Source organism: Klebsiella sp. PCX, assembly GCF_021869705.1.
GTDB lineage: Bacteria > Pseudomonadota > Gammaproteobacteria > Enterobacterales > Enterobacteriaceae > Klebsiella > Klebsiella quasipneumoniae.
The window spans coordinates 4,598,963-4,615,992 of record NZ_CP091527.1; the positions used below are offsets into that span (position 1 = coordinate 4,598,963).

20 protein-coding genes are annotated in these 17,030 nt (G+C 56.0%); 6 read left to right on the forward strand and 14 right to left on the reverse strand.

Annotated features, from left to right (window positions below):
• Positions 1–2: 2 nt before the first annotated feature.
• Entirely contained in the window at positions 3–1,937 is a 1,935-nt protein-coding gene (gene ftsH / locus GQR96_RS21985) for an ATP-dependent zinc metalloprotease FtsH (protein WP_004206183.1), read from the reverse strand.
• 99 nt (positions 1,938–2,036) lie between these two features.
• Positions 2,037–2,666: a 23S rRNA (uridine(2552)-2'-O)-methyltransferase RlmE gene (rlmE, locus tag GQR96_RS21990; protein ID WP_002918373.1), complete on the reverse strand. Its 630-nt coding sequence runs from the start codon at positions 2,664–2,666 to the stop codon at positions 2,037–2,039.
• Between the two features lie 123 nt (positions 2,667–2,789).
• On the opposite strand from rlmE, the gene yhbY reads away from it, so the two are divergent.
• Positions 2,790–3,083: a ribosome assembly RNA-binding protein YhbY gene (yhbY, locus tag GQR96_RS21995; protein ID WP_002918374.1), complete on the forward strand. Its 294-nt coding sequence runs from the start codon at positions 2,790–2,792 to the stop codon at positions 3,081–3,083.
• Positions 3,084–3,235: 152 nt separating this feature from the next.
• Here yhbY and greA read toward each other — a convergent pair whose 3' ends face one another.
• Complete coding sequence (gene greA, locus GQR96_RS22000) at positions 3,236–3,712, reverse strand: transcription elongation factor GreA (RefSeq protein WP_002918375.1); 477 nt, start codon at positions 3,710–3,712, stop codon at positions 3,236–3,238.
• A gap of 235 nt (positions 3,713–3,947) precedes the next feature.
• Here greA and dacB point away from each other — a divergent pair, with 235 nt between their 5' ends.
• Entirely contained in the window at positions 3,948–5,381 is a 1,434-nt protein-coding gene (gene dacB / locus GQR96_RS22005; protein WP_004206185.1) for a serine-type D-Ala-D-Ala carboxypeptidase, read from the forward strand.
• 52 nt (positions 5,382–5,433) lie between these two features.
• Here the strand turns inward: dacB and cgtA are convergent, their stop codons facing one another.
• From cgtA to rplU, 4 genes are all read right to left on the reverse strand, one after another.
• The gene (cgtA, locus tag GQR96_RS22010; protein ID WP_004206186.1) at positions 5,434–6,612 is read right to left on the reverse strand and encodes an Obg family GTPase CgtA; all 1,179 of its coding nucleotides are present in this window, start codon (positions 6,610–6,612) and stop codon (positions 5,434–5,436) included.
• A gap of 15 nt (positions 6,613–6,627) precedes the next feature.
• Entirely contained in the window at positions 6,628–7,593 is a 966-nt protein-coding gene (locus GQR96_RS22015; protein ID WP_004206187.1) for a DMT family transporter, read from the reverse strand.
• Positions 7,594–7,686: 93 nt separating this feature from the next.
• The gene (gene rpmA / locus GQR96_RS22020) at positions 7,687–7,944 is read right to left on the reverse strand and encodes a 50S ribosomal protein L27 (protein WP_002434222.1); all 258 of its coding nucleotides are present in this window, start codon (positions 7,942–7,944) and stop codon (positions 7,687–7,689) included.
• Between the two features lie 20 nt (positions 7,945–7,964).
• Positions 7,965–8,276: a 50S ribosomal protein L21 gene (gene rplU / locus GQR96_RS22025; RefSeq protein WP_002918379.1), complete on the reverse strand. Its 312-nt coding sequence runs from the start codon at positions 8,274–8,276 to the stop codon at positions 7,965–7,967.
• Positions 8,277–8,536: 260 nt separating this feature from the next.
• Here rplU and ispB point away from each other — a divergent pair, with 260 nt between their 5' ends.
• Both ispB and sfsB read left to right on the forward strand, forming a co-directional pair.
• Complete coding sequence (gene ispB / locus GQR96_RS22030) at positions 8,537–9,508, forward strand: octaprenyl diphosphate synthase (protein WP_004206188.1); 972 nt, start codon at positions 8,537–8,539, stop codon at positions 9,506–9,508.
• A 197-nt stretch (positions 9,509–9,705) separates the two neighbouring features.
• Positions 9,706–9,978, forward strand: coding sequence for a DNA-binding transcriptional regulator SfsB (sfsB, locus tag GQR96_RS22035; RefSeq protein WP_004206189.1), 273 nt, complete (start codon positions 9,706–9,708; stop codon positions 9,976–9,978).
• 54 nt (positions 9,979–10,032) lie between these two features.
• Here sfsB and murA read toward each other — a convergent pair whose 3' ends face one another.
• The 7 genes from murA to mlaF all read right to left on the reverse strand — a co-directional run bounded on the left by murA (position 10,033) and on the right by mlaF (position 14,839).
• Complete coding sequence (gene murA / locus GQR96_RS22040) at positions 10,033–11,292, reverse strand: UDP-N-acetylglucosamine 1-carboxyvinyltransferase (protein ID WP_004206190.1); 1,260 nt, start codon at positions 11,290–11,292, stop codon at positions 10,033–10,035.
• Positions 11,293–11,345: 53 nt separating this feature from the next.
• Entirely contained in the window at positions 11,346–11,600 is a 255-nt protein-coding gene (ibaG, locus tag GQR96_RS22045; RefSeq protein WP_004144910.1) for a BolA family iron metabolism protein IbaG, read from the reverse strand.
• A 136-nt stretch (positions 11,601–11,736) separates the two neighbouring features.
• Positions 11,737–12,027 carry a lipid asymmetry maintenance protein MlaB gene (gene mlaB, locus GQR96_RS22050; RefSeq protein ID WP_004206192.1) on the reverse strand — a complete coding sequence of 97 codons (291 nt, stop codon included), beginning with the start codon at positions 12,025–12,027 and terminating at the stop codon, positions 11,737–11,739.
• The gene (mlaC, locus tag GQR96_RS22055; RefSeq protein ID WP_004206194.1) at positions 12,027–12,662 is read right to left on the reverse strand and encodes a phospholipid-binding protein MlaC; all 636 of its coding nucleotides are present in this window, start codon (positions 12,660–12,662) and stop codon (positions 12,027–12,029) included. Before mlaC ends, mlaB begins: the two co-directional genes overlap by 1 nt.
• A gap of 18 nt (positions 12,663–12,680) precedes the next feature.
• Entirely contained in the window at positions 12,681–13,232 is a 552-nt protein-coding gene (mlaD, locus tag GQR96_RS22060; protein ID WP_004206195.1) for an outer membrane lipid asymmetry maintenance protein MlaD, read from the reverse strand.
• 4 nt (positions 13,233–13,236) lie between these two features.
• Positions 13,237–14,019, reverse strand: coding sequence for a lipid asymmetry maintenance ABC transporter permease subunit MlaE (gene mlaE, locus GQR96_RS22065; RefSeq protein ID WP_004150949.1), 783 nt, complete (start codon positions 14,017–14,019; stop codon positions 13,237–13,239).
• 7 nt (positions 14,020–14,026) lie between these two features.
• Entirely contained in the window at positions 14,027–14,839 is an 813-nt protein-coding gene (gene mlaF, locus GQR96_RS22070; protein WP_004206196.1) for a phospholipid ABC transporter ATP-binding protein MlaF, read from the reverse strand.
• 209 nt (positions 14,840–15,048) lie between these two features.
• Here mlaF and GQR96_RS22075 point away from each other — a divergent pair, with 209 nt between their 5' ends.
• Positions 15,049–16,026, forward strand: a complete 978-nt coding sequence (locus tag GQR96_RS22075; protein WP_004206198.1) for a calcium/sodium antiporter — start codon at positions 15,049–15,051, stop codon at positions 16,024–16,026.
• A 14-nt stretch (positions 16,027–16,040) separates the two neighbouring features.
• Positions 16,041–17,027, forward strand: a complete 987-nt coding sequence (gene kdsD, locus GQR96_RS22080) for an arabinose-5-phosphate isomerase KdsD (protein ID WP_004206200.1) — start codon at positions 16,041–16,043, stop codon at positions 17,025–17,027.
• Positions 17,028–17,030 lie beyond the last annotated feature (3 nt).

The window sequence follows — 17,030 nt, forward strand, 5'->3', positions numbered from 1 at the left end:
GCTTATTTGTCGCCCAGCTGCTCTGACATGGTATTGCCCGGGTTCGGCGTACGCGGTTCATCAACCGGACGCGGCGCACGAGGCGTGCCATTGTTGTCAGAGTTGTTAGAAGAACCTGGTTCTTCCCAACCCGCTGGCGGACGAACATCGCGACGAGCCATCAGGTCGTCAATCTGCGGCGCATCGATGGTCTCATACTTCATGAGCGCATCTTTCATCGCGTGCAGAATATCCATGTTGTCGTTCAGCAACTGGCGAGCACGACCATAGTTACGCTCAATCAGCGATTTCACTTCCTGGTCGATGATACGCGCGGTTTCATCGGACATATGCTTCGCTTTCGCGACGCTGCGGCCGAGGAACACTTCACCCTCTTCTTCCGCATACAGCAGCGGACCGAGTTTGTCGGAGAAGCCCCACTGGGTCACCATGTTACGCGCCAGGTTCGTCGCCACTTTAATGTCGTTGGACGCGCCGGTAGAAACATGTTCCGGACCGTAGATAATCTCTTCCGCCAGACGACCGCCGTACAAGGTGGAGATCTGACTTTCCAGTTTCTGACGGCTGGCGCTGATCGCATCGCCTTCCGGCAGGAAGAAGGTCACACCCAGCGCACGACCGCGCGGGATAATCGTCACTTTGTGTACCGGATCGTGCTCCGGCACCAGGCGACCGATAATCGCGTGGCCCGCTTCGTGGTAAGCGGTAGACTCTTTCTGCGCTTCCGTCATCACCATGGAGCGGCGTTCCGCACCCATCATGATTTTGTCTTTCGCTTTTTCGAACTCAACCATCGAGACGACGCGTTTGTTGCCGCGGGCAGCAAACAGGGCCGCTTCGTTGACCAGGTTGGCCAGGTCGGCACCGGAGAAGCCAGGGGTACCGCGAGCAATGATTGCCGCATCGATATCCGGCGCCAGCGGAACGCGACGCATATGCACTTTCAGGATCTGCTCACGACCGCGAACATCCGGCAGGCCAACCACCACCTGGCGGTCAAAACGGCCCGGACGCAACAGCGCGGGGTCAAGAACGTCCGGACGGTTAGTCGCCGCGATAACGATAATGCCTTCGTTACCTTCAAAGCCGTCCATCTCAACCAGCATCTGGTTCAGGGTCTGCTCACGTTCATCGTGGCCACCGCCAAGACCGGCGCCACGCTGGCGGCCGACGGCGTCGATTTCATCGATGAAGATGATGCAAGGCGCTGCTTTCTTAGCCTGTTCGAACATGTCACGCACACGAGATGCACCAACACCGACGAACATTTCTACGAAGTCAGAACCGGAAATAGTAAAGAACGGCACTTTTGCTTCGCCAGCGATCGCTTTCGCCAGCAACGTTTTACCGGTACCCGGAGGACCGACCATCAGGACGCCTTTCGGGATCTTACCGCCCAGTTTCTGGAAGCGGCTCGGCTCACGCAGGTATTCCACCAGTTCGCCGACTTCCTCTTTCGCTTCGTCACACCCGGCAACGTCAGCAAAAGTGGTTTTGATCTGATCTTCCGTCAGCATACGGGCTTTGCTTTTGCCGAAGGACATCGCGCCCTTCCCGCCGCCGCCCTGCATTTGCCGCATAAAAAAGATCCAGACGCCGATCAACAGCAGCATAGGGAACCAGGAGATGAAGATGGAAGCCAGCAGGCTTGGCTCTTCTGGTGGTTCACCAACCACTTTGACGTTTTTAGTCAACAGGTTATCGAGCAGCTTCGGATCGTTAACCGGAATGTAAGTCGTGTAACGGTTACTATCTTTCTTGGTAACGTTGATCTCACGTCCGTTGATACGCGCTTCGCGAACCTGGTCCTGATTGACCTCTTGCAGGAAGGTAGAATAATCCACCTTGCGGCCATTCGACTCGCTGGGCCCAAAGCTCTGGAATACTGACATCAGCACAACGGCAATGACCAGCCAGAGTATTAGGTTTTTCGCCATGTCACTCAAGGGATTAACCTCTTATTACAACTGTGTTAAAAACAGCGTCAGGATACTCTATATCCAGTTTCTTTCAAACTTTCGTTTGAAATCTGCCGGTTATGGTTTACGCCCGGTCGCTACAATATACACTTCACGCGAACGAGCGCGGGAAGAGTCCGGCTTACGAACTTTGACCTTCGTAAACAGGGAGCGAATTTCTCGAAGATACTCATCGAAGCCTTCGCCCTGGAACACCTTCACTACAAAACTACCACCTGGCGCTAATACATCACGAGACATTTCAAGCGCCAGTTCTACCAGATACATAGCCCGGGGAATATCCACCGCCGGTGTTCCGCACATATTCGGCGCCATATCGGACATGACCACTTGTACTTTACTGTCGCCCACTCGCTCAAGTAACGCTTTCAGGACTAATTCATCACGAAAATCGCCCTGAAGGAAGTCCACACCAACAATTGGATCCATTGGTAAAAGATCGCAAGCGATGATGCGGCCGCTGTTGCCGATCTGCGTGACCGCATACTGCGACCAGCCACCGGGAGCAGCACCGAGGTCGACTACCGTCATCCCCGGCTTAAAAATTTTGTCACTTTGCTGTATTTCATCAAGTTTAAACCAGGCACGGGAACGTAACCCCTTTTTCTGTGCCTGTTGAACATATTTATCGCTAAAGTGTTCCTGAAGCCAGCGGCTTGAGCTGGCAGAACGCTTTTTACCTGTCATTTAACATTCCCGTTCGGGTTCATCGTACTTAACTGCGTAAAAATCGACGCGGTAGTTTGGCGATATATGGGAGATGGCGGTAGAATGACCCGTTTTCAATCCCAACGTAAGCAAAAAAATACGATGAATCTGAGTACTAAACAAAAACAGCACCTGAAAGGTCTGGCACATCCGCTCAAGCCGGTAGTTATGCTTGGCAACAATGGTTTGACCGAAGGGGTACTGGCCGAGATCGAACAAGCGTTAGGGCACCATGAACTCATCAAGGTGAAGATCGCCTCAGAAGATCGCGAAACTAAAGCCTTGATCGTGGAAGCCATCGTGCGCGAAACCGGCGCCTGTAACGTACAGGTCATCGGTAAAACGCTGGTTCTGTACCGCCCAACGCCAGAGCGTAAAATCTCGCTGCCACGCTAAGAATATCCTCAATCCCGACACAACTTTGTGTAAAACGAGGGATTTCTGTGGCCAGGCGAGCAAAATGCCATGCTCGTGACGTTGATAAAAGGCCGCTATGCGGCCTTTTTCCTTTCTTTACAATCTATAAACATCGTAGCGGGAAATACGCCTTACAGGTATTCAACCTTGGTAATTTCGTATTCCACTTCCCCACCTGGTGTGCGGATAGTCACGACGTCATCCTGCTCTTTACCGATCAGACCACGGGCAATCGGCGAGTTCACGGAGATCAGATTCTGCTTAAAATCAGCTTCGTCATCGCCCACGATACGGTAGGTCTGCTCCTCGTCAGTATCGAGGTTCAGCACACTGACGGTTGAACCAAAAATCACCCGGCCATTGTTCGGCATTTTGGTGATATCGATAACCTGCGCGTTGGACAGTTTCGCTTCGATGTCCTTGATACGCCCTTCGCAGAAGCCCTGCTGTTCACGCGCGGCGTGATACTCGGCATTCTCTTTCAGATCGCCGTGTTCACGGGCCTCAGCAATAGCGGCAATGATTTCAGGACGACGCACAGACTTCAGATAATCCAGTTCTTCGCGCAGTTTTTCAGCGCCACGTAAGGTCATCGGAATCGCTTGCATTAGTTATACCTCTTTATCATTCCTTCAGGGAACGGATAGCCCCGCTCCGCCACCTGTCCTGTACACGGGCAGGACACGAGCAAAAAGAAACCGACCCGGGAAACACTCCCCAGGTCAGCAGCAATTTTTCATTTGATAGGTATTTTAACCCGAAGTTCATTATGGGTCATCGTTTACTTTACTGGGCGTTGCACCGTAGTATGACGGCCTGGCTTCAGGTTGTTAGCGCGAGATTATGCGATTTCCCAGATTTATCATCGGATTGACTGCCGGTATAGCGCTTAGCGCTCAGGCGGCGAATATTGACGAGTACATCACCCAGCTTCCCGCCGGTGCGAACCTTGCCTTTATGGCGCAAAAGGTCGGCGCGTCGACGCCGGAAATCGACTATCACAGCCAGCAAATGGCACTTCCAGCCAGTACGCAAAAGGTCATCACCGCGCTGGCGGCGCTGCTGCAACTGGGGCCCGATTTTCGCTTCACCACCACGCTGGAAACCAAAGGCTCACTGGACGGCGGCGTGCTGAAAGGCGATCTGATCGCCCGCTTCGGCGGCGACCCAACGCTGAAGCGGCAGGATATTCGCAACATGGTGGCGACGCTAAAAAAAGCTGGCGTGCAGCGTATCGACGGCAATGTGCTTATCGATACCTCGGTCTTCGCCAGCCATGATAAAGCGCCGGGGTGGCCGTGGAACGACATGACGCAATGCTTCAGCGCTCCGCCTGCGGCGGCGATTGTCGACCGCAACTGCTTCTCGGTCTCGCTGTATAGCGCGCAGAAGCCGGGCGATCTCGCCTTCATTCGCGTCGCCTCCTATTATCCGGTCACCATGTTCAGTCAGGTTCGCACCCTGGCGCGCGGCTCATCGGAAGCCCAGTATTGCGAACTGGACGTGGTGCCGGGCGACCTCAACCGCTATACCCTCACCGGCTGCCTGCCGCAGCGTAGCGAACCGCTGCCGCTGGCCTTTGCGATACAGGATGGTGCCAGCTATGCCGGGGCGATCCTTAAAGCGGAGCTGAAGCAGGCGGGGATCGCCTATAGCGGCACGCTGCTGCGTCAGACACTGGCCAATGAGCCCGGTACGGTATTAGCCACCACCCAGTCGGCGCCGCTGCACGATCTGCTGCGGATCATGCTGAAGAAATCCGACAACATGATTGCGGATACCGTTTTTCGTACCATCGGTCATGCCCGGTTCGGCGTACCAGGGACCTGGCGGGCAGGATCCGATGCCGTACGTCAGATCCTGCGTCAACAGGCTGGTGTTGATCTTGGCAACACCATCATCGCCGACGGCTCTGGCCTGTCGCGCCACAACCTGATCGCCCCGGCGACCATGATGCAGGTGTTGCAGTATATCGCCCAGCACGACACCGAGCTCAACTTCATCTCTATGCTGCCGCTGGCGGGCCATGACGGCTCGCTGCAGTATCGCGCCGGCCTCCATCAGGCGGGCGTCGATGGCAAAGTCTCGGCGAAAACTGGGTCACTGCAGGGGGTTTATAACCTTGCGGGCTTCATCACTACCGCCAGCGGGCAGAAGGTGGCCTTCGTGCAATACCTCTCCGGCTACGCCGTGGAGCCAGCCGATCAGCGTAATCGCCGCATACCGTTGGTGCGCTTTGAAAGCCGGCTTTATAAGGATCTGTACCAGAACAACTAAAAACAAAAGGGCCGCATCAGATGCGGCCCTTTTTGATCCAAAGAAGTCAGGATTAGCGTTTGTAGATGAATTCGACGCCTTCTTCGTCGTCTTCGTCCCAGTCGTCATCCCAGTCTTCGTCATCTTCCACTTCGGCTTCGGCCTCTTCAAGCTGCTGACGGTGATAGTCGTCCCACATAAACTCGACTTTCTCCGGCTTCTGCTCTTCTTCCGCCTGCACGATGGGGTTTTCGATGATGAAGGTCATCACGTCCCAGCACAGATCTTTCACGCCCTGCTGGCTGGCGGCGGAGATCAGGTAGAATTTCTCTTCCCAACCCAGCGCTTCAGCAATCGCCTTCGCTTTAGCTTCGGCTTCCGCTTTGTCCATCAGGTCAATCTTGTTAAAGACTAACCAGCGCGGTTTGGAGGCCAGCTTCTCGCTGTATTTCTCCAGTTCGCCGATGATGATGCGCGCGTTCTCAACCGGATCGGAACCGTCGATAGGCTCGATGTCGATCAAGTGCAGCAATACGCGGCAGCGCTCAAGGTGCTTGAGGAAGCGGATACCGAGGCCTGCGCCTTCCGCTGCGCCTTCAATCAGCCCCGGGATATCGGCGACCACAAAGCTCTTCTCGTTGTCCATACGCACCACGCCCAGGCTTGGTACCAGGGTGGTAAACGGATAGTCAGCCACTTTTGGCTTGGCGGCGGAGACCGCACGGATGAAGGTGGATTTACCGGCGTTCGGCATCCCCAGCATTCCGACGTCCGCCAGCAGCATCAGCTCCAGCTGCAGGTCGCGCTTATCACCCGGCGTACCCATGGTCTTCTGACGCGGGGTACGGTTAACGGATGATTTAAAACGGGTGTTGCCCAGACCGTGCCAGCCGCCCTTCGCCACCATCAGACGCTGACCGTGTTTGGTCATATCGCCCATGGTCTCGCCGGTGCCCTGGTCGATAACCCGGGTCCCGACCGGCACTTTTACCGTCACGTCTTTACCACGCTTACCGGTACAGTCGCGGCTCTGGCCATTCTGCCCGCGTTCGGCGCGGAAAGATTTTTCAAAACGGTAGTCGATCAGGGTATTCAGGTTCTCGTCCGCTTCCAGCCAGACATCGCCGCCGTCACCGCCATCGCCGCCGTCCGGGCCGCCTTTCGGAATATATTTCTCGCGGCGGAAGCTTACGCAACCATTGCCGCCGTCACCTGCTACGACCAGGATCGTTGCTTCATCTACAAACTTCATTTTACTCTCCGTAAATCATTCGCCTGAGCGGGGCAGCGGTACTACCGCCTCTCGCTTACGCCAACGTCCCCAAAGACGATGACCGATGGCGGAATACATCGCGCCCGCAACCACGACAAACGCACCGAGATAACCAATCAGGTTTAACATCGGTCTGGCGAAAACATCGGGCCAGGCCATTGATAATAAATCAGAAAACAGTAGCGTAAACAGTGGCGTCAAGGTGATTAACGCGCTGACCTGCGCCGCCTGCCAGCGCGCCATGGCTTCCGCCAGCGCGCCGTAGCCGACCAGGGTATTTAGCCCGCAAAAAATCAGGCATGCCAGTTGCCAGCTGCTTAACCGGGATATCACCCCAGGCTCAGCGAGCGGCAGTAATGCAATCGTACATAAAGTGTACAGCAAAAATAGTATCTGCTGCGATGCCAGACGGCGCAATAACACCTTTTGCGCGACGCCGTAGCTTACCCACACCGTGGCGGCAGCAACGCCGAAAATTACCCCCCACGTGTAGTCCGTCAGGCGGGTAAAGATTTCAATCAGGCTGGTGTTGAAGAACATCACCAGCCCGCTGAGCAGCATCAACGCGCCCACCACCTGGGTGCCGCGCATGCGCTCTTTCAGAATCACGACGCTAGCCACCATCATGCCCACCGGCGATAGCTGGCCGATGACCTGAGAAGCCGTGGGGCTGAGATACTGCAGGGAAGAACTGAACAGAATGAAGTTACCGAACAGACCGCCGGTGGCAATCGCTAATAAGACCAGCCAGCGCGGCTTGCGAAAAATCCGCAGCGGCGGCAGTTTGCCTTTGATCGCGAGAATCGCGCCAAGGCCAATACTGGCCATCAGGAAGCGATAAAACACCACCGTTGGCGGCGCCATCACCTCAAGAACCTGCTTCATTGCAATCGGCAACGCTCCCCAACACATCGCGGTGGTAAGCGCCAGAATAATGCCAATCCCAGCCTGCTGCTTCATGCCTGTTTCCCTGCAAAAATTTTCCGGTAGACGAATGTAAAAAGCCCCGCAACGTGTTGCGGGGCTTTCATCCGTTACCGGGACGCGAAAAACTTATTCAGCAACGATGCTGATGAATTTACGGTTTTTCGGGCCTTTAACTTCGAACTTGACTTTACCGTCAGTCAAAGCGAACAGAGTGTGGTCACGGCCGCAACCAACGTTGGTGCCAGCGTGGAATTTGGTACCACGTTGACGAACGATGATGCTACCTGCCAGAACTGCTTCACCGCCGAAACGTTTTACGCCCAGACGTTTAGCTTCTGAATCGCGACCGTTACGAGTCGAGCCGCCAGCCTTTTTATGTGCCATTTAAATCTACTCCTCAGGTCTTAGGCGCTGATGCCAGTGATTTTCACATCAGTGAACCACTGACGATGGCCCTGCTGCTTACGATAGTGTTTACGACGACGAAACTTAACGATTTTAACTTTCTCGCCACGACCGTGAGCAACAACTTCAGCTTTGATTACGCCGCCCTCAACGAAAGGAACGCCGATCTTGATTTCTTCACCGTTTGCGATCATCAGCACTTCAGCGAACTCAACAGCTTCGCCAGTTGCGATGTCCAGCTTTTCCAGGCGAACGGTCTGACCTTCGCTTACTCGGTGTTGTTTACCACCACTTTGGAAAACCGCGTACATATAAAACTCCGCTTCCGCGCACCTCTTCGTGTGATTCAGAGTGCGCTATAAATATTCACAATAGGGCGCGAATATTACGCAAAACGCGAGCCTTTGACAAGAGCGATTAGCGATCAATGCAGAAAAAAAACACAACTTTCACGACAACGTTTATCTACGGCAATTTTTCAGTACAATCATATCTTCTTTTAATTCTGTCTTAATCCTTCTGTGATCCCACCTGGATTCATGGTAACAGGACATTTGGCCCGGCTTTTGCGATGAATTTAGAAAAAATCAATGAGTTAACCGCGCAAGATATGGCGGGTGTCAATGCGACGATTCTTGAGCAACTCAACTCCGATGTTCAGCTTATCAATCAGTTAGGCTATTACATCGTCAGCGGCGGCGGCAAACGCATTCGCCCGATGATTGCTGTGCTCGCCGCGCGCGCGGTGGGTTATCAGGGGAGCGCGCATGTCACCATCGCTGCGCTGATTGAATTTATTCATACCGCCACCCTGCTGCATGACGACGTCGTCGATGAGTCTGATATGCGTCGCGGCAAAGCCACGGCAAATGCGGCGTTTGGCAATGCCGCCAGCGTGCTGGTCGGCGATTTTATCTATACCCGCGCCTTTCAGATGATGACCCAGCTGGGCTCGCTGAAGATCCTCGAGGTCATGTCGGAAGCGGTGAACGTCATTGCCGAAGGCGAAGTGCTGCAGCTGATGAACGTCAATGACCCGGATATCACGGAAGAGAACTACATGCGCGTCATCTACAGCAAGACGGCGCGTCTGTTTGAGGCAGCCTCGCAGTGTGCGGGACTGCTGGCCGACTGCACTGCGGAAGAAGAGCGCGCGTTGCAGGATTATGGCCGCTATCTCGGCACCGCTTTCCAGCTGATCGACGATTTACTCGATTACAGCTCCGACGGAGAGCGGCTCGGTAAAAACGTCGGTGACGACCTCAACGAAGGCAAACCGACGCTACCGCTGCTGCACGCCATGCACCATGGTACCGCCGATCAATCGGCGATGATCCGCGGGGCTATCGAGCAGGGCAACGGCCGCCATCTGCTGGATGCCGTCCTGGAAACGATGGCTGCCTGCGGTTCGCTGGAGTGGACGCAGAAACGTGCTGAAGAAGAAGCTGACAAAGCGATTGCCGCGCTGCAGATTCTCCCGGACACCCCCTGGCGTGAAGCCTTGATCGGGCTGGCGCATATCGCGGTTCAGCGCGATCATTAATCCCCTCTCCCTTCCCGCGCAGTGCGCGGGAAAGTTCCAGTAAAAATCCATTCCCTACCGTAAATTTCCCGATATCTTGATACATTCTGAATATTCCGACGCTTTAACAGAACTTGTTAGAACCTTACCTGGTGCGCGGGTATAGTGTCTCCGTTGCCCATATGGGCCGTTCAGGATCTTTATCACCAGGAGAATTTATGGATAAGTTCATCGACTGGCATCCCGCAGATATTGTTGCTGGATTACGTAAACGGGGAACATCGCTGGCGGCAGAGTCGCGACGGCACGGTCTGAGTTCTTCAACGCTGGCGAACGCCCTGACCCGCCCCTGGCCGAAAGGCGAATTAATCATCGCCACGGCGCTGGATACACAGCCATGGGTCATCTGGCCGTCACGCTACCATGATCCGGTAACGCATGAGTTTATCGACAGAACGCAGATGATGCGTCAGAAGAAGATGGACAAGTGATGTGATTATGCGACAAGGACCCGGGAGAGACACCCGGGCCCTTTCAGGACGCGATTACTCGCCTTTCACGCGCTGAATATTGGCACCCAGCGCCTGCAGTTTATCTTCAATACGCTCATAGCCACGATCGATATGATAGATGCGATCGACGATGGTGGTTCCCTCAGCGATACAACCTGCCAGCACGAGGCTCGCCGAAGCACGCAAATCAGTCGCCATCACCTGCGCGCCCGAAAGCTGCTTCACGCCATGACAGATCGCGGTATTGCTCTCGATCTCCGCGTGAGCACCCATACGGATCAGTTCCGGAATGTGCATAAAGCGGTTTTCAAAGATCGTTTCGGTGATCACGCCGGTCCCTTCCGCGACCAGGTTGAGCAGCGTGAACTGGGCCTGCATATCGGTCGGGAAGCCCGGATGCGGCGCGGTACGCACGTTAACCGCTTTCGGACGGTTGCCATGCATATCAAGGCTGATCCAGTCTTCGCCCGTTTCGATGTCCGCTCCGGCGTCGCGCAGCTTCGCCAGTACGGCATCGAGGGTATCTGGTTGCGCGTTACGGCAGAGGATCTTGCCGCCGGAAATGGCTGCGGCCACCAGGAAGGTCCCGGTTTCAATACGGTCCGGCAGCACACGGTAAACGCCGCCGCCCAGACGCTGCACGCCTTCGATGGTGATGCGATCGGTACCCTGGCCGCTGATTTTTGCGCCCAGCGCGTTAAGGAAGTTCGCGGTATCGACGATCTCCGGCTCGCGAGCGGCGTTTTCGATAATCGTCGTACCCTCGGCGAGGGTCGCTGCGCTCATGATAGTGACGGTGGCGCCGACGCTCACTTTATCCATCACGATATGCGCGCCTTTCAGACGACCATTGACCGAAGCTTTTACATAACCTTCTTCCAGTTTGATCTCGGCGCCCAGCTGTTCCAGGCCGCTAATATGCAGATCGACCGGACGCGCGCCGATGGCGCAGCCGCCAGGCAGAGAGACTTGTCCCTGACCGAAACGCGCCACCAGCGGCCCCAGCGCCCAGATAGAGGCGCGCATGGTTTTCACCAGATCGTACGGAGCACAGAATACATCGACCGGGCCGGCGTCAATCCACACCGAACCATTGCGCTCTACCTTCGCGCCCAGCTGACTCAGCAGCTTCATGGTGGTATCGATGTCTTTCAGCTTAGGTACGTTCTGGATCTCTACCGGCTCTTCGGCAAGCAGCGCGGAAAAGAGGATTGGCAGGGCGGCGTTTTTTGCACCGGAGATGGTGACTTCGCCCTGAAGGCGAGTCGGCCCCTGAACACGGAATTTATCCATTGATTCTGTTCTCTATTAAAAATTCACATACGCTGCAGGGGATCCCCCACAGCTTAGAAGCCATTTAGTTTGCGGTCTCGCGCCCACTCCTGCGGAGTAAAGGCCTTGATCGACAGCGCATGGATGCGGTTGTCAGCAATATATTCCATCAGCGGCGCGTAGACGCTCTGCTGCTTTTTAACCCGACTCATGCCATCGAACATCTCACCCACAGCAATAACCTGAAAGTGGCTGCCATCGCCAGAGACGTGGACTTCCTGGAGGGGGAGTGCGTTCATCAGCACGGTCTGAATTTCATGATTTTCCATGGGCTCAAATTTATCTGATAGTGAAAACAGCCCAACATCTTAGAGGAAAGTGGCGCGGTCTTAAACAAGCAAAAAGCCCCGGCGAAAAGATTGCCGGGGCTTTCGGAATAGCTTCAGCGCTAAGACACTGAAAAGATTATGGGATCATATCGACAGGCAGGTTGTAAAGACCGACCAGCGTTTGCAGATTTTCGCTCTTGCCGATCAGCTGCGCTTCCCGGCCCTGGCGGCGAATCAGCGCTACAAAATGCATTAACAGCGCCAGGCCCGCCGTGTCCACGCGCGTGGTCTGACTGAGATCGATGATCGCTGTCCCCGCCGTCGCCTGGGCGCGTGCCTCCCAGAGCGGGACCAGCAGATCCTGGTCCAGCTCTCCGTGCAGCGCCAGCGTCTCGCCATCACGAGTCCAGCTCAGCTGCCCGCTCATTATTTTTTCTGTTCCAGGGTGATCGGCTGAGCGGAGATCGCTTTGAGCTGCGCGGTCAGGCCATCAACGCCCTTGGTACGCAGCAGGTCGCTCCACTCGTTTTGTTTGGTGGTGATCATGCTGACCCCTTCCGCAATCATATCGTAGGCCTGCCAGTTGCCGGTCTGGGTATTTTTACGCCACTGGAAGTCGAGACGTACCGGCGGACGGCCGTTCGGGTCGATGATAGTGACGCGGATCGGAATGATGGTCGCGCTGCCCAGCGGCTGTTCCGGGGCAATCTGATAGGTCTGACCATGGTACATTGCCAACGCCTGGCCATAGGCCTGCTTCAGGTATTCACGGAAGGCGGCAAAATAAGCTTCACGCTGCGCCGGGGTAGCTTCTTTGTAATAGCGGCCCAGCACCAGCGCGCCGGCATACTTCACCTGCACATAAGGCAGAAGCTCCTGGTCGACGATGTCGCGCAGATAGTTAGGGTTGGCCTTGATCTTCGGCTGTTCATTCTTCAGGCGATCGAAGGTTTTCTGCGCCGCTTCATTCATCAGCTTATACGGATTGGACTGGTCTGCCGCCTGGGCGGCGGTCAGCGGGGCAATCACCAGCATGGCGACCATGAGTAAGCGTTTAAACATATCGTGTTTCTCCTGAAATTAATGCGTCGTGCCGGCTGCCGGCGTCGCGTCAGTATGACCTTCTGCCTCGGCCTTATCATTGCCAGAATTCTGATTGTCGCCGCCCTTACTGTTATAAAGGAACTGACCAATCAGATCTTCCAGCACCATAGCGGACTTGGTGTCCTGGATAGTACCGCCGTCTTTAAGAATAGTCGTCCCGAGGTCCGGGTCTTCAAAACCGACGTTCAGCGCCAGATACTGCTCGCCCAGCAGGCCAGAGGTGCGGATCGCCAGCGAACTGGTATCAGGGATATGGTTGTAGCGCTCATCGATATCGAGCTCCACGCGCGGCAGATAGGTTTTCGGGTCGAGGGTGATGTCCGCCACGCGGCCAACAACCACACCGCCGATGCGCACCGGCGAGCGTGCTTTCAGGCCGCCGATATTATCGAAGGTCGCGTAAAGACGGTAAGTCGGCTCAGTACGTAGCGAGGTGACGTTCGCCGCCTTCAGGCAGACAAACAGCGCCGCCAGCAGCGCCACCAGTAAGAACACCCCTACCCAGATTTCATTTTTTTTCGTTTGCATGAACTCAATTCCCAAACATCAGCGCAGTCAGCACAAAATCCAGCCCCAGAACCGCCAGCGACGCATGCACCACGGTGCGCGTAGTCGCCCGGCTAATCCCGGCGGAAGTGGGGATAGCGTCATAACCATTGAATAACGCAATCCAGGTTACCGTAATGGCGAATACCAGGCTCTTAATCAGGCAGTTCACCAGATCCATTCGCCAGTCGACGGCATTTTGCATCGCGGTCCAGAAAAAACCACCATCAATGCCTTTCCAGCTCACGCCCACCAGCGCTCCACCCCAGATCCCCACCGCAACGAAGATAATCGTCAGCAGCGGCAGCGAAATGACGCCGGCCCAGAAACGGGGAGAAATGACGCGGCGCAGCGGATCCACCGCCATCATCTCCATACTGGAGAGCTGTTCCGTGGCCCGCATCAGGCCAATCTCGGCGGTCAGCGCCGACCCGGCGCGACCGGCAAACAGCAGCGCGGCGACCACCGGCCCCAGCTCGCGCAGCAGCGACAGCGCCACCAGCATGCCAAGACTGGTCTCTGCGCTGTAGGTGGTTAAGACCAGATACCCCTGCAGCCCGAGCACCATACCGATAAACAGGCCCGATACAATGATAATCAGCATCGACAGAACGCCGACGTTGTAGAGCTGACGAACCAGCAGCGGCGCGTGCTTGCGAAACTCTGGCTTGCCGACAACGGCGTTGAACAGCATTAATCCGGCGCGTCCAAAGGTCGCGGTGGTTTTAATACCGCGATGGCCTAGCGCGGCCAGCGCATTAAACAGCATCAGTCGCTCAACTCCCTATGCCTAATAAATCATGGTGATAGTCGCCAGCCGGATAACGGAACGGCACCGGGCCGTCGGCAATACCATCAATGAACTGACGAACCCGAGGGTCAGCATTCTCACGTAGCGACTGGGCGCTGCCGTGGGCGACAATCTTTTTATCCGCCACGATATACGCATAGTCCGCAATGCTCAGCACCTCAGGCACATCGTGCGAAACCACGATGCAGGTGACACCCAGCGTGCTGTTGAGTTCAGAAATCAGCTTCACCAGCACGCCCATGGTGATGGGATCCTGCCCGACGAACGGTTCGTCGAACATAATGAGATCCGGCTCCAGGGCAATGGCCCTCGCCAGGGCGGCGCGGCGCGCCATGCCGCCGGAAAGCTCAGAGGGCATTAACTTCGCCGCACCGCGCAGCCCTACCGCCTCCAGCTTCATCATCACCGTCGTATGCAGCAGCGCAGGCGGCAGATGCGTATGTTCGCGCAGCGGGTAGGCGACGTTGTCAAAGACATTGAGGTCGGTGAACAGCGCCCCGGACTGGAACAGCATGCTCATCCGCTTACGCACCGTGTACAGACGCGAACGGGTCATCTGCGGCACGTTCTCGCCATCGAACAGGATCTCTCCCCTGTCCGGCGGGATCTGTCCGCCGATCAGGCGTAACAGGGTAGTCTTGCCGATCCCCGAAGGTCCCATAATCGCAGTAATTTTACCGCGCGGCACCGACAGCGAGATGTCGTCGAAGATCACGCGATCGCCGCGAGAAAAGCGGATACCGCGCACTTCAACTAAATTCGCCTGAGTTTGGCTCATAAAATCATCCTTACTAAGCACCTGATGGGCAAGCATCGCCCTTTCTTACGCCACAATCACAACATTTTTACAGAATCTTACCTGCACAGGTTAGCGAAAGCTGGCATTTGTTTTACTTTTGGCACGCATAAAGTCAAAATTAAGAATTCGTTACGCTGCGTAGGGATAACCCAGCGAGGCGACGATTATACCTGAAGAAAGGACTTTAGATGCTCTTAGCGACGGCTCTGTTAATTATTGGTTTATTGCTGGTTGTCTACAGCGCCGATCGTCTGGTCTATGCCGCCTCCATCCTCTGTCGCATGTTGGGGATCCCGCCGCTGATCATCGGTATGACGGTGGTGAGTATTGGCACTTGCCTGCCAGAGATCATGGTTTCCACCGCGGCCTCGCTGCATGGACAGACCGATCTGGCGGTGGGCACCGCGCTCGGCTCCAACATTACTAATATTCTCCTGATCCTCGGTCTGGCTGCCTTACTCAGGCCATTTACCGTGCATTCTGATATTCTGCGCCGCGAATTACCGCTAATGTTGCTGGTCAGCGTACTGGCAGGGCTGGTGCTCTATGATGGTCAACTGTCCCGTCTCGATGGCCTGTTTTTACTGGCGCTGGCGCTGCTATGGCTGCTGTTCACCATCAAAATCGCCCGTCTGGCGGAACGCCAGGGAAGCGATAGCCTGACCCGCGAACAGCTGGCCGAACTGCCGCGTGAAGGGTCGCTGCCGGTCGCTCTGCTGTGGTTAGGGGTGGCGATGATCGTCATGCCGATGGCCACCCGCATGGTGGTAGATAACAGTACGGTGCTGGCAAACTATTTTGCCATCAGTGAACTGACCGTCGGCCTGACGGTAGTGGCGATAGGCACCAGCCTGCCGGAGCTGGCCACCGCCATCGCCGGGGCGCGCAAAGGGGAAGATGACATTGCCATCGGCAATATCATCGGCGCAAATATCCTCAATATTGCGCTGGTGCTGGGTTTGCCGGCGCTGATCGCGCCGGGAGCCTTTGCGGCGGAAGCCTTTACCCGCGACTATGGCGTGATGTTGCTGGTCAGCCTGATCTTCGCCGTGCTGTGCTGGCGCCGCCAGCAGCAGCCGGGACGACTGGTTGGCGCGCTGCTGGTCGGCGGTTTTGTGGTTTGGTTGGCGATGCTGTTCTGGACAGCGCCGCTCTTCGTTGAATGACTCGGGATAACATCATGTCGCAAATAGATTTGCCCACGGATTTTGACTTTCAACAGGCAGGCCGTCAGGTGCTGGAAATTGAACGTGAAGGTCTGGCCCAGCTCGATCAGTATATAAATGACGATTTCACCCGCGCCTGCGAAACGATTTTCCGCTGCGGCGGGAAGGTCGTGGTGATGGGGATGGGCAAATCCGGCCATATCGGCCGCAAAATGGCGGCAACCTTCGCCAGTACCGGCACGTCGGCATTTTTTGTCCACCCAGGCGAAGCCGCGCACGGCGATTTGGGCATGGTTACGCCGCAGGACGTGGTGATTGCGTTGTCGAACTCCGGCGAATCGAACGAAATCCTCGCGCTGATCCCGGTCCTGAAACGTCAGCAGGTGAAGCTTATCTGCATTACCAGCCGGCCTGAAAGCAGCATGGCGCGCGCGGCGGATATCCATCTGTGCGTGAAAGTGCCGAAGGAGGCCTGTCCGTTAGGGCTGGCGCCCACCTCCAGCACCACCGCCGCGCTGGTGATGGGCGATGCCCTCGCCGTCGCCCTGCTGGAAGCCCGCGGCTTTACCGCTGAGGATTTCGCTCTCTCGCATCCGGGTGGCGCACTCGGTCGTAAGCTGTTGCTGCGCGTCAATGATATTATGCATACCGGTGATGAGATCCCGCACGTCGGCCTGCAGGCCACCCTGCGCGATGCGCTGCTGGAAATCACCCGTAAAAATTTAGGTATGACCGCTATCTGCGATGACGACATGAACATCATCGGTATCTTTACCGACGGTGACCTGCGCCGGGTCTTCGACACCGGCGTTGATATGCGCGATGCCAGCATTGCCGACGTCATGACCCGGGGAGGGATCCGTATCCGTCCCGGCACCCTGGCGGTGGATGCGCTAAACCTGATGCAATCCCGTCATATCACCTGCGTGCTGGTTGCCGATGGCGACCATCTGCTGGGTGTGGTACATATGCACGATCTCCTGCGCGCGGGCGTAGTGTAAGTA

What these genes read in the sequence shown, in the direction of transcription:
- ftsH (WP_004206183.1), bottom strand. Translation starts at nt 1,937, where the DNA reads ATGGCGAAAAACCTAATACTCTGGCTGGTCATTGCCGTTGTGCTGATG.
- rlmE (WP_002918373.1), bottom strand. Translation starts at nt 2,666, where the DNA reads ATGACAGGTAAAAAGCGTTCTGCCAGCTCAAGCCGCTGGCTTCAGGAA.
- yhbY (WP_002918374.1), top strand. Translation starts at nt 2,790, where the DNA reads ATGAATCTGAGTACTAAACAAAAACAGCACCTGAAAGGTCTGGCACAT.
- greA (WP_002918375.1), bottom strand. Translation starts at nt 3,712, where the DNA reads ATGCAAGCGATTCCGATGACCTTACGTGGCGCTGAAAAACTGCGCGAA.
- dacB (WP_004206185.1), top strand. Translation starts at nt 3,948, where the DNA reads ATGCGATTTCCCAGATTTATCATCGGATTGACTGCCGGTATAGCGCTT.
- cgtA (WP_004206186.1), bottom strand. Translation starts at nt 6,612, where the DNA reads ATGAAGTTTGTAGATGAAGCAACGATCCTGGTCGTAGCAGGTGACGGC.
- GQR96_RS22015 (WP_004206187.1), bottom strand. Translation starts at nt 7,593, where the DNA reads ATGAAGCAGCAGGCTGGGATTGGCATTATTCTGGCGCTTACCACCGCG.
- rpmA (WP_002434222.1), bottom strand. Translation starts at nt 7,944, where the DNA reads ATGGCACATAAAAAGGCTGGCGGCTCGACTCGTAACGGTCGCGATTCA.
- rplU (WP_002918379.1), bottom strand. Translation starts at nt 8,276, where the DNA reads ATGTACGCGGTTTTCCAAAGTGGTGGTAAACAACACCGAGTAAGCGAA.
- ispB (WP_004206188.1), top strand. Translation starts at nt 8,537, where the DNA reads ATGAATTTAGAAAAAATCAATGAGTTAACCGCGCAAGATATGGCGGGT.
- sfsB (WP_004206189.1), top strand. Translation starts at nt 9,706, where the DNA reads ATGGATAAGTTCATCGACTGGCATCCCGCAGATATTGTTGCTGGATTA.
- murA (WP_004206190.1), bottom strand. Translation starts at nt 11,292, where the DNA reads ATGGATAAATTCCGTGTTCAGGGGCCGACTCGCCTTCAGGGCGAAGTC.
- ibaG (WP_004144910.1), bottom strand. Translation starts at nt 11,600, where the DNA reads ATGGAAAATCATGAAATTCAGACCGTGCTGATGAACGCACTCCCCCTC.
- mlaB (WP_004206192.1), bottom strand. Translation starts at nt 12,027, where the DNA reads ATGAGCGGGCAGCTGAGCTGGACTCGTGATGGCGAGACGCTGGCGCTG.
- mlaC (WP_004206194.1), bottom strand. Translation starts at nt 12,662, where the DNA reads ATGTTTAAACGCTTACTCATGGTCGCCATGCTGGTGATTGCCCCGCTG.
- mlaD (WP_004206195.1), bottom strand. Translation starts at nt 13,232, where the DNA reads ATGCAAACGAAAAAAAATGAAATCTGGGTAGGGGTGTTCTTACTGGTG.
- mlaE (WP_004150949.1), bottom strand. Translation starts at nt 14,019, where the DNA reads ATGCTGTTTAATGCGCTGGCCGCGCTAGGCCATCGCGGTATTAAAACC.
- mlaF (WP_004206196.1), bottom strand. Translation starts at nt 14,839, where the DNA reads ATGAGCCAAACTCAGGCGAATTTAGTTGAAGTGCGCGGTATCCGCTTT.
- GQR96_RS22075 (WP_004206198.1), top strand. Translation starts at nt 15,049, where the DNA reads ATGCTCTTAGCGACGGCTCTGTTAATTATTGGTTTATTGCTGGTTGTC.
- kdsD (WP_004206200.1), top strand. Translation starts at nt 16,041, where the DNA reads ATGTCGCAAATAGATTTGCCCACGGATTTTGACTTTCAACAGGCAGGC.